Here is a 12,577-nt window from a genome sequence, read left to right on the forward strand (position 1 = left end):
TAGCAGTCGAATTCAGTCCGGCGGAAGAATCTTCTCCGCATTCGAAAAACGTGATGAGCAACGATCGACGAAGCTTATAGCGCAGGCTTCGAACATTTTGGAAGTGCGAGCCGAGCCATTTTTTGGACAAGTTTAGGGATGAACGTGACCAAGTGGCCCAAACGGGCAATTCTTGCAGTTGAGCTATCCGAGTGATGCCCGTACCGACACCTTCGAAGATCACGTAAATTCCCCAAACGGTTGCCGCTGCACGGCGAAATTGACCGGAAAACCTTTGGCCGATTGAGGACGATTCTCGTGGGAAAAAGACATGCACTTACCCGGACCACACACGATAGACCGTTCGGCCGATTGTTGCAGCGTCTTTCTGCGCCGGTCGCCGTTCTGCTGTTTCTGGCGCTCCTGCTGACTCCGGGTCTGAGCTCCGCGCCCATAGCCGCAGCGGCTGGTCAAGATTCAGGAGTCGGCCCGGGTCCCATCCCCACGACTCCGCCGCAGCCGGGGAACATTCCCACCCTCGAGGACGGCTACGGCGCGACCCAGGACCAGCAGAAAGCAATGGCCGCGGCCAGCTCGCAGGCCAAGTCCAGCGGCAAAACCGTCGTGGTCGCCGGGCTGACCGACGAGACGACGCAGGTCGAGGCCAACCCCACGGGCGGATTCGCCCTCACCATCAACGCGCAGCCCGTACGCACCCAGCAGGGTGGCGCGTGGAAGCCGATCGACACCACACTGCACCGCAACCACGACGGCACCTACTCCCCCGCCGTCACCGCGTACGGCACGGTCGCGTTGTCAGGTGGCGGGCACGGGCCGCTGGCCACCACGTCGTCGAAATCCGTTCGCTACACCATGTCCTGGCCCGGTTCGCTGCCTGCTCCGCAGATCTCCGGTTCCACCGCGACGTACCACGAGGTGCTGCCCGGAGTCGACCTCGCGGTGTCCGCCGGGCGCACGGGCGGCTTCTCCGAAGTCCTCGTGGTGAAGAACGCCGCCGCGGCGAAGAACCCCGCCCTTGCCACCCTTGCTCTCCCGATCACCGTCTCCGGTGGTTCGGTCCACGCGGGCAACCTCGGCGGGCTCACGGTCTCGGGCAAGGCCGACGCTCCGGTGCTCGACGCGCCAACGCCGTTCATGTGGGACTCCAACACGGCGGTGACCGCAGCCACGGGCGGCGGGAAGGTCGCGGCGGATCCGTCGGACACCACCCATCCCGGGCTGGCCGCGCGCCAGGCGGTGGTGGCGACGAAGGTCACGCCCTCGGCGTTGTCCCTGGTGCCCGACGCGCACCTGCTCACCGCGCCGTCGACCGTGTTCCCGGTCTACATCGACCCGAGTTTCAACTGGCACCCCGTCAGCGGCGGCACCCCCGCGTTCGACGAGGTCAAGCAGGGTCAGCCGTGTCCCAACACGTCCTTCTACAACCGGACCGGGCCGGACGGGGACAACGGCCTGCTCGGCGTGGGCTACAACAACTGGGACTCCTGCATCGGCATTCAGCGCACCTACTACCAGTGGCAGCTGCCCTCGGTCATCTGGGGCGCGCACATCGGCAACACGAGTGGCCAGCCGGCCGCGACGGTCAACGTGTCCAAACTGTACTCCGCGGCGTGCGGTGTGAGCTCGACCGACTTCCTGCACCTGACCGGCGGCATCGGTTCGGGCACCAGCTGGAACAACCAGCCCAGCCCCGGACCGGTCATCGGCTCAGCGACGCTTCGCCCGGCCGCCGGCAACAACTGCGTGAACAACTCGGCCGTGCCCTTTGGCTTCAACGTCAGCAGCCAGATCGCCACCGCGGCGGCCAACCACTCCAGCCAGTTCACGGTGTCGCTGACGGGGAACGAGACGCGGGGCAGCCTCGAGTTCAGCCGGTTCTCCGACAACCCGTCCCTGCAGATCTTCTACAACCTCATCCCGAACACACCCGGCCCGCTCACCGCCGCCGCCGGCTCGGACAACCTCGGCTGCGCCACCGCCGCACCGTACCCGTACCTGGGCAAGACCATCGCCACGAACACCCCGGTGCTGAAGGCGACGGTGACCGACCCGAACGCCGATCACCTGCAGGCCACCTTCAAATACTGGATCGACGGCACCAGCACGACGCACACCGGCACCAGCGCCGACAACATCGCCTCCGGCACCACGGCCAACTACTCCCTGCCGTCGTCGTTCACGTCCTCCCTCACCAACGGCCAGGTGGTCGACTGGCAGGCACAATCCACCGACGGGCAGGACTCGAGCGCCTGGTCCCCGATCTGCCACTTCATCGCCGAACCCACCGCGCCTTCCGAGCCCTCGATCAGCTCGGCCGACGGCGCCTTCCCCGATGACCTCACCGTCGGCAAGCCGGCGAACTCGCCGGGCCAGTTCACCGAGGCATCCACCGGCGGCACCGTCTCGAAGCTCGTCCGAGCACTCGACCAGGCACCCCCGACCACCAACCCGCCCGCAGCCGATGTCCCACCGTTCACCGGCGGTGGAGCGATCACGCCGGCCGGACGCTGGACACTCACCGACGGCACCGGCACCACCGCCAAGGACACGGCCGGCAGCGACGCGATGACCTTGTCCGGCGGCGCATCCTGGACCACCGACCCCAACCGGGGCAGCGTGCTCACCTTCGACGGGTCGACCGGTGGCGCCACCGCTACCGGCCCCGTGGTCAAGAGTGACGGCAGCTTCACGATGGCCGCCTGGGTAGACCTGACGAGCAACAGCGGCTACCAGACCTTCCTCACCCAGGAAGGCTCGGTCGTCGGCGGGTTCTACCTCGAGTACGAATCAGACGTGAACCAGTGGGTGTTCGCCCGGTTCGCCACCGACTCGCCCACGACCGGCATCCGCGCCCGCGCTTCCGTAACACCGGTGCTCAACACCTGGACTCACCTCGCCGGCACCTTCGACGCCGCGACCGGAACCATGACGATCTACGTCAACGGAGTCGCCGCCGGCACCGCCGTCGACAGCACTCCGTGGAACGCCACCGGGCCACTCGCCCTCGGCCACGGCTTCTACAACTCCACAGCGAACAACTACCTGCACGGCTCGATCAGCGACGTGCAGCTGTACCAGGCGGCCCTCGGCAGCCAGGAACTGAACCAGGTCGTCCGCACCGGTGGGCTCGTGCAGCCGGCGGGCCGCTGGCGAATGCTCGACGGCACCGGCAGCACCGCCGCAGACGCCACCTCAGGAGCCCACACCGCAACATTGAACGGCGGCTACACCTGGACTTCCACACCCACGCCGGCAGTCAAGCTCAACGGCACCACCGGCTACGCAGCCACCGCGCAGTCTGTTGTGGACACTTCACACAGCTTCACCGCTTCGGTGTGGGTCAACCTCGCCACGCTGTCCGGTGGCTACCAGACCTTCCTGACCCAGCAGGGCTCCAGCGTCGGGAGCTTCTACCTCGAGTACGAATCCGACGTCAACAAATGGGCCTTCGCACGCTTCAACGCGGACACCCCCGGCGCGGTCTCCCGGATCTGGGGCAGCGTGACGCCTGCGGCCGGGACCTGGACCCACCTCGTCGGCACCTATGACGCCACCAGCGGCGCGATGACCTTGTACGTCAACGGAACCGCGGCCGGCACCGCCACGGACACCACACCGTGGAACGGAACCGGCCCGTTGGTGATCGGCCGCGGCTTCTACGGCGGCGCCGCGAACAACTACACCAACGGCTCCGTCACCGACGTCCAGATGTATCCGAGCGTCTTGAGTGCCTCGGAGGTCAAGCAGGTGTCCGCGTCGTCCACGGGCGCGATCACACCGCTGGCCCCCGGCCCGCACACGCTCTACAGCTACGCCGCCGACCCCGCAGGCGACGTGTCCGGATACCAGTCCTACCGATTCGTCGCCGCCGGAAACCCCGCCACGACGTGTACCTCGCTGGCCGCATGCTTCAACAACACCAGCATCAGCTCCGACACCAACCGGGCCGCCGGCAACCTCGACGGCTCCGGCAACAGCCTCTCTGCCGGCGACCTGACCACCGCCGGCTGGAATTCCGGTGGCCATGTGACCGCAAACGGCGCAACCTTCACCCTCCCCCAGTTCGGGTCGGGCCAAGCCGACAACCTGCTCGCCGCAAACCAGACGATCGCCGCCACCGATCCCGCGCTCACCGCGTACAACCAGCACACCTCGAGCACCGGGAACAGCGCGCTAGCGTTCCTCACCACCGCCACGTCGGCAATGACCGCCAGCCCCGGCGCCATCAACGGCGACAACACCGCCCCTTACATCCCGGCGGGTATCGCCGTGGCCGGCACGTACTGCTTCGACTCCACCAATCCTGCGGCGTTCTGCGCACCGCACGGCATCATCACCTACAGCGACGGCACCATCCAGACCTACTACCTCACCGTGCCGGACTGGGTGGCCGGCCCGGAAGCCGTCGACACTGTCACCCTGCCCCACCAGAACCAGGCCACCAGCCAGATCGCGAAAAACGTCAAGCTCTACTCGTTCTCAGTACCGCTCGCAGCGGGCAAGGCCATCTCGTCGGTCACGATGCCGGACGTGAGCAACAACCTGCTCCCCACGACACCCGGCCTGCACGTCTTCGCCATGGCGACCCGCAACACCACCACGACCGGCGCTCCGCAAGGACAGACTTGGACCGGCGCGTGGGCCAATGCCACCGAAGGCCAGTACAACTTCGAAGGCGGCACCAACTACGCCAACCAGACCTTCCGCGTCGCGGTCAAACCGTCCATCGCCGGCAACACCGTCCGCATCAAGCTCGACGACGCACTCGGCACCAGCCCCCTGAAGATCGGGCCGGTCACGATCGCCACGACCCCGGGTAGCGGCACACCCTCCGCGACGCCCTCTGGCCCGTTCAGCCACGTGACGTTCGGCGGAACCAGCCCGACCGCGGCGGCACCCCTGACGATCCCCGAAGGCGGGATGCTTTACAGCGACCCGCTCCCCTTCACCGTCGACCCCAGTCAATACCTGCTGGTCTCGTTCCAGCTCGTCAACTCAGTCCCCTACCTGGTGCAGCACTCCTGGACCAACACCGCGTACGAATACGTGTCGAGCGTCGGATCCGGTGACCACACCACCGACACGAACGGGACCACGTTCACCGGCACCGGAACCCACCAGGGCTGGTTCACCGACGTCCTGACCGGAGTCGACGTCGCCACCACCGGCACCCCGACCCAAGCCGTCCTCGGCGACGGGCTCATCGACGCCTGGCAACCCAACACCCACCCCGACGGCACCATCGGCTTCCCCGACGACCTCACCACCGCCGAACCCACCACCCCCAGCGGCTACGGCACCATCGCCGAAGGCATCGAAGCCAACCAGCTCATGGCCGACAACCCCCAGACCTACAAGGGCGGAGCCGTCGGCGGACCCGCCGCCCTCTCCCGCATCGACCGCGACATCCTCGACCAGCCGGGAATCAACACCGTCGTCGTCTACGAAGGACTGGAAGACGTCCTCAGCGGACACAACGCCGACGACCTGACTGCCGACGGCTACACCCAGCTGATCGACTATTTCAAGGCGTACAACATCAACGTGATCGTCGCCGGCCTCACCCCCTGCTCCGGATACGCCGGCGACGGCGCGACACCGAACAACCCGTGCACCACCGCAGTCGACCAGCAACGCACCACCACCAACACCTGGCTCTCCAGCGGCCCCGACCTGCTGAGCCAGTGGACCACGCCCTCGTTGTTCTACCTCGACTCCGACGCCGCAGTCGGTGTCCCCGACACCACCACCGGAGAGACCAAACTCAACAGCAACGCCGACGTCGGCGACCACGTCAACCTCTCCAACGCCGGCTACGCCGCCCTGGCCACCGCCTACCTCGGCCCCCAGGACACCTGGACCCTCGACGACGGCGACACCAACGCCGCCGACAGCGGCAACAACGCCACCAACCCCTACCTGATCACCAACCCCGCCGCCGGCGCCAACCCCGCAACACTCACCACCGGCGCCAGCTACACAACAGACACCACCCGCGGCTCCGTCCTCACCACCGACGGCAGCACCGGAAACGCCGCAACGAGCGGGCCCGTCTTCCCCACCGACGGCAGCTACTCCGTCTCTGCGTGGGCGAAACTCAGCTCCACAAGCCAACTGGCGGCCATCGCAGCGCAAGACGGAACCCAGAACTCCGCATTCCTCCTCGGTTACGATCCCGGTAGCGGCACGTGGTGCTACACCCTCTCCGACAGTGACACCGCCAACGCACCCGGCACCGAAGCACGCTCAACCGGGCCGGCCGCCACCGGCGTCTGGACCCACCTCGTCGGCACCTACAACGCCACCACCCACGCCATGTCCCTCTACGTCAACGGAACACTCGCCCAAACCGTCACCGGCGTCACCGGGTGGAACGCCACCGGACCGTTCACCATCGGCCGAGGCAAATACAGCGGAGCCAGCACGTTCTACTTCCCCGGCAGTATCAGCCATCTGCAAGCGTGGAACTACACCCTCACACCCACCCAGGTAACGGCCCTCGCCCAACAAATCAACTGAGTCCGCACGACCAGGACGTCGCATCACGCCCAAGATCCGATGCGACGTCCTGGTGCCGCGACAGACGAGCGCCCCGTCTGGCCCGCCAACTCGGCTACCGTGCTCTGGGGCAGTTCCGGAGCAACGATGCGTGATCAACGGCGATCGAAGGCATCGAACTAAATCCAACTGCCGTCAACCCCAGGCGACGACCAGCAGGTTCTCAATAAACCCGAGGTCAGAGGGCCTGTCCGGACCTTCCTGGCAGTGAGGGAGTCGAGACTCTGAGACGCATTACCACGAGCGTTAATGACTAGAACGTTATACAGCTTAGCCTCGCGACACCTCGACTGCGCTGTTCGAGCGAACGTTCCCTAGCTCACGTCATGAGGCCCGAATAGGTGCATCCGCTCATCGTGACCCCACCTCGACCACCCTCTGAGGCAGCGCCCTCCTCACCAGAGACGGCGGACTTGCTCGCGCAATGGATGACCACGACCACCCGCAGGTCTGCCCCTCCGTCTCCCCCGCCACAGCCCAGCGACGGGTTGCGGTTCGCCTTCTACGGCCGCACCTCAACCCTGCGCCACCAGGACCGAGTTTCATCCCGCGGCTGGCAACGCGACATGGCCGACCACCTCACCGCCGGCCACGGCCAGATCGTCGCCGACTACTTCGACGCCGGCACCTCACGCCGCATCCCGTGGCCGCAGCGACCCCAGGCAGCCCAGCTAATGGCAGAGATCACCAACCCCGTCCCGGCGATCGATGCGATCGTCGTCGGCAAATACGAACGTGCCTTCACCGGAGCACAGTTCAACACCCTGTACGCCTGGTGCACCCGACACGGCATCCAGCTCTGGCTACCCGAAACAGCAGGACCAGTCGATCTCGGCAACCGCGACCACCGCGCACTCGTAACGCTGCTTGCCGCTCAATCGCAGCGCGAAGTACTCCGCGCCCGCCACCGCGTGTTGGCAGCCATGCACAACCAGGCCACCCAGCAAGGCCGCTACCTCGGCGGACGACCACCCTACGGCTACCGGCTCGTCGACGCCGGACCGCACCCCAACCCCGCCGACGCCCGCTGGGGCCGACGCCTCCAACAGCTAGCACCCGACCCACGCACCGCAGCCCACGTGACATGGATGTTCCAGCAACGCCTCGCCGGGCACAGCGTCGCCAGCATCGCCCGGGACCTCAACGACCGCGGCATCCCCTGCCCATCCAGCGCCGACCCCGAACGCAACCGCCACCGAACCCACTGCACCTGGACACTACGCACCGTCGCCGTCATCCTCGCCAACCCGCGCTACACCGGACGCCAAACCTGGAACCGCCGCGCCACAGGAGCCGAAGGCCCAGCCTCAACGCCAGCACTGTCCACCAAAGCCACGCACCCGGCACTCGTTACCGAACAAGACTTCGTCGCTACCCAGCAGATCCGAGCCGCGCGACCGAGCAGAGACAACCAGCCTCGCCAATTCGCCCTCGGCGGGCTCATCCACTGCGGCACCTGCGACCGACGACTGGACTCGCACTGGAACCATGGCCGCCCGACCTATCGCTGCCGTCACGGCCACACCAGCGCCCAAGGGCCACATCAGCCTCGACCGAAGACCTTGTACGTCCGAGAAGACCATCTCGTCGACCAGATCAACAGCCGACTCGGGCGCCAAGGCAACGACGGCCGTTCCAAGCTCGAGCCTCACCGAACACGAAGCAACCGCACCGCCGCAGCGTTACGCGACTCAGGAAGATTCATCGTCTGCGACAGCACCGGCTGGCACCTGAAGGCGATCAACTCAACCTAGACCAAAAATAAGGCAAAACCTCAAGATCGCGTTCCGCGATCCGTGGGGTAATACTGTGTCCGAGACTTGAACCCCTTCGCATGGGAGATCTCCCCAGTTTCGGGAGATCATGTCACCAGAGTAACTGACGCGCACGTGATGTGCGCACTTCCCCAGTGCCTCGGCCCTCGATGCCGCCGGCGGTTGATTGCGTTGTCGCAGTGCGGGTGATTGCTGCATCGCAGCCTGACCGGCTTGCCTCGCCACTTCGGCCCAAGCGGAGCCAGGCCCGTCGATGGGTGCCGGGCGATCGCTAATCGAGGGTCAGGGCGAGACCGCAGGCGCCGTCAGCTCGCCCCATCGGGATGGGCAAGGTTCATGCGCACGGGTTAACCCCCGGTGGCCGACGCTGTGATCCTGCTCGTTGCGCTGACAGACTTCCAGCTCGGTACCTGGATCGGCTGCTCCCCTCGTAGTCCCAGGGCTGACTCACCCACCGCCGAGTGATGACGCTTCCCGCGTATCGAAGGCTCGCAGCATCGTGCGCGCAATGTCACCTAGCCTGCAAGCGACCGATCCGAGTATTGAGCTGCAGCCATAAGGCCCTCCTCGTCAAACTCGACAAATGCTCCCGATCCGGAGATATTCCACCAATACTCATCAGAGACGAACGGTTCAGATTTCACCGCCATCCGCCCACTAGATTCAGCCATGTTCGCAAATTCCGACAGCGTGAAATTTGGCGCCGTACTCCTCACTCCGCGCGGGCCAGGAATAACCAGCTCCGACCCGGAAGGATCCAACGCAATATTCCAAATAATTACCCGTGCCGAAATTCCCAATTGGAGATCACCGTGGGCGTATATCGCCAGGAGCGACCCCGTCGTCGAGTCGGGGCCTCCTGCCAATTTCAGGACTGCAGATAGACTCATACCGACGTTGAAGCTACCGAATTTTCCACTTTCAAAGAATTTTATGACTTGAGTTCAATTCACTTTTCCCTCTCAAATGTAGAACTTGGGACATCCTCGCCCGTGCGCCAACATCTCTCGAGGCTACGGCCAGCAGTCTGTACGGGTGAAGTAGCCGTACGTGCCCAACGACGCATTCGATGCCGTCGGCGACAGCCTCATCCTCGCCATCGAAGATAACCAGGTTTCCACCGGATCGACAATCTCCCGCATGAAGGCACTTAATGGAACGTCTTGTCCCAATCCCCGGTCAACAGAGCCCTGAGGAAGGTCTCGAAACCGAATCCGACACGTTGGATCCCAGCGTCGCCAGCGAGAAGCATCTCGCCGTCCTGCGCCAAAAGTATTCGTTCGTCAGTCTCAAATGCCGCTCCGACTGGTAACACCAGCTTTCCTATTCGGCGCGCGTAATACCGAATGTTCCCTGGAAACTCCTCCAACGCGCTCTCCACATTTGTCGTCAACGCGGTCGTCGGCCAGGGATCAACCTGCCACTCAACGGTCAGCTCACTGTAGTTTTCGATGAATTCTTCCAGCCAGGACGTCACCTCATATCCTTCGTCGCGATATCGCATACGAGCCCTCTCGACGTTGACCTCGCCGAACTCGAAATCACGAGCATTCTCAAGGATTTCCTCAAGCGCCGCCATCCTTGGCCTGCCCGTCACACCGCTCATCCGGTCAACACACCTCCGACCGCGTCCGGCAACCAGACCTGGCAGTCCTCGCACATCTTGAACTTCTTACCCTTCGGGTTGACAGTCACAATATCAAGATTCTCAAGGCGGCTCCGCTGCTGAGTGCATTGCTGCACATCTGCGCCTCCGCACAGACACCGGGCGGGCGCTGATCAAGGCGTTGACTCTCCGGAAGCAACGCCTCGACATCAGGGTGCAGCCCCTCGTCCGAGCCGCTGTGGCCGTAGTAAGTCTCCCCGGTCGCTCGGTCCCGGCCGACGCTGAACGCGCCAGGCAACCTCTCATCTCGCGATATACCGGATACGCGATCTTCGGGCGCTGGACGAAGCATGAGACTCTGCTGGATCCCGACGACGAGGCCCGCGGGTCATGGGGTGCGCTTTCGACGATCCGACTCGGATCGCGTCGTCCGATCACGAGTGCCGGCCCACCCGGAAAACGTGTCCGTAGAGACCTTTACTCAGGTACAGCTTCTGCGGCGTTCGAAGAGCCATGGCCGCACCCCCTCGCCGACTCAGCCAAAGGCTGGCCAGATCCGCGCGCCTCGTAATCCGCACGTCTGCCGACCGCCAGTCCCTCGCGACCGGCCCGGGCACTCGCAGGCGGACCGGGCTGATCATCCCGCGTCGAGGACCAGGCAGAAGGGGTTGCCGGCCGAATCGAACAGCACCCGGACGTTCTCCTGCGGCTGGAACTCGGCCACGGTGACTCCTAGCGCGACCGCCTGATCGACCGCCTCGGCAAGGTCGCCGACGCTCTCCCTCTTCGAGTCGATCTTGACGTGGCCGCGCTGCCGATCGCGCTGATACCCAGAAACTCGACGGTCGCTATGGAACGGCCAATCCTGAAGCGCTCAGGCGAAGGACAGCTCGGGACGACACGGGTCCATGAGATCAGGATCGTGCTTGGTGAGCTCCCGTTCGAACGCTTGCCACCCGCGCGACCGTACGTACGCAGCCTCCGCCGCCGAAACAGGCACCAGCCACACGATGGCCGCTCGGTTACCCAACGGCAAGTCGACACCGAAGAAGCCGTCGTCGTAATAGACCGGGTTGGCGGCGTACAACGCTTCCATGCGGCTTCCCTGGACTAGCGGGCCAGCCGTCGTCACGACATCGCCTCGCAGCAACACCTCTCCGGAAGCGATCATCGCTTTCGCCACCCCGGCCACCAACGCCGGATACGCACTGGTGTCACTGCCTGCAAGACCGGCGAGGAGAATCTCCACCCTCAACGGCCGCCCGTTGGTGCGCGCGATCAATTCGCGATCGCTCAGACCCACCGTGGCGAACGACTCGACACCAGCAAGCACGCCATCGGACAGGTGCGCGACCCGAAACGGCCACCAACCACCCCCTGGGTCACGAGACCAGCCTCCGGTGATCCTGCCCAGGCGGCTTTCCAGATGTTCGATCAAACCCGTCACAGCTCATCCACCGAATCTCGAGTCGTCGTTTCCACCGCCGCAATTACAGGGCATGCATTCCAGTCCTGTGCCTCGCCGGCAGTCGTCCAGTACCCCCTCTCCGAGTGACATCGGACGAAAACTGCCGGTTCGACCACAAAGGATTATGGCTGACATCCCACTCGTGCGTCACTCCGCGGGTTCGAGGTGGGACAGCCTCGATTGCGCCAGCCGCGGACGCGACCAGCCGCCGCGCGCAGGCGGCCCGGCTTGACCTTGAGATCGACGAAGTCGTGGTCGGTCTGCGTCACGATCACACGATCGACCCGATGCGTCTCCAACCCAGGCTTGCCCGGCTGCGAATCGGCGACCGTCTCTCAACCTTCACCGACACAATCGACTTAAGATGGATCCTCCGGGCGATAGTGACCAACTCAGCTACGAAAATCTATAGATACCAGTCCACTATCAATTTCTGCGCCTGAGCACGCATAATCGCCTCGCCGATGGAGTAGCTACCTTCACCCTGAAGACTATTCACTATAGACTCCAGCCGTTCTCGAATCCGGACATCTCTCTCGAATAATAGATCAACGTTAGGATACGAGGTAATATCGAAATAGTCGATCAAACATCGACGGAGTCGAAGGCTAGCCGCCACCCCCGCAGGCGGACCGGCTTCATCACTGTCCGCAAGAGTGGACGCCGCATTTTCCAATCGCCAACCGAAATAACGTTTGCCTGCGAAAAGAAGCGATAGACCCGCCGCAATGTTAACTTGAAGAATGTTCATAGAGTTGTCGTTTATAGTATCGCGCATACAGAGCAATACATCATCTGATCCATACTGTCGCCACCTCGACGAAGAGGAGCGGAAGTTCTCGACAGCGACCAGCGCAGGAGTGCCCGCAACTTGATGCACCTGTTCTACTTTCGGCGCGAGGGCGTCAAGGGGAAATACTTCCTCCGGCACATACAACGCTACGGACTGCAAGGCCCCGCTGACACGGTCAAATCTGAACTCGTCGACGGGTACGGTCGAGAACCAATCGACGCTGCCCACAGTGTGAAGCACATGCTGCTCGTGATCTTGCGAGCTAAGATACGGGCCGACGGCTACCACACTGGAATCAATCAAGAACCGCGGACGCGCATCGAGCTGGATCCCAGCTTCTATCCGTACAGTGCGGTCGTCCAACTGGAGGAAACTCG

The 12,577-nt window shown here is 64.2% G+C and carries 5 protein-coding genes and 1 pseudogene; 2 read left to right on the forward strand and 4 right to left on the reverse strand.

What is annotated here, in order from left to right:
* Positions 1-282 precede the first annotated feature (282 nt).
* Entirely contained in the window at positions 283-6,519 is a 6,237-nt protein-coding gene (locus ACFY1H_RS42215; protein WP_386955803.1) for a LamG-like jellyroll fold domain-containing protein, read from the forward strand.
* Positions 6,520-6,986: 467 nt separating this feature from the next.
* Positions 6,987-8,312, forward strand: coding sequence for a recombinase family protein (locus ACFY1H_RS42220; RefSeq protein ID WP_386955804.1), 1,326 nt, complete (start codon positions 6,987-6,989; stop codon positions 8,310-8,312).
* 1,171 nt (positions 8,313-9,483) lie between these two features.
* Here ACFY1H_RS42220 and ACFY1H_RS42225 read toward each other — a convergent pair.
* From ACFY1H_RS42225 to ACFY1H_RS42240, 4 genes and pseudogenes are all read right to left on the reverse strand, one after another.
* Positions 9,484-9,939 carry an SUKH-3 domain-containing protein gene (locus ACFY1H_RS42225; protein ID WP_386955805.1) on the reverse strand — a complete coding sequence of 152 codons (456 nt, stop codon included), beginning with the start codon at positions 9,937-9,939 and terminating at the stop codon, positions 9,484-9,486.
* Between the two features lie 637 nt (positions 9,940-10,576).
* Positions 10,577-10,762: pseudogene (locus ACFY1H_RS42230) on the reverse strand (VOC family protein); the annotation flags it as partial.
* Between the two features lie 51 nt (positions 10,763-10,813).
* Positions 10,814-11,386, reverse strand: coding sequence for a suppressor of fused domain protein (locus ACFY1H_RS42235; RefSeq protein ID WP_386955806.1), 573 nt, complete (start codon positions 11,384-11,386; stop codon positions 10,814-10,816).
* Positions 11,387-11,813: 427 nt separating this feature from the next.
* The gene (locus tag ACFY1H_RS42240) at positions 11,814-12,563 is read right to left on the reverse strand and encodes a hypothetical protein (protein ID WP_386955807.1); all 750 of its coding nucleotides are present in this window, start codon (positions 12,561-12,563) and stop codon (positions 11,814-11,816) included.
* Between the last annotated feature and the right edge of the window lie 14 nt (positions 12,564-12,577).

It is taken from the genome of Amycolatopsis sp. NPDC001319 (genome assembly GCF_042896185.1).
In the GTDB taxonomy this organism is placed as follows: Bacteria; Actinomycetota; Actinomycetes; order Mycobacteriales; family Pseudonocardiaceae; genus Amycolatopsis.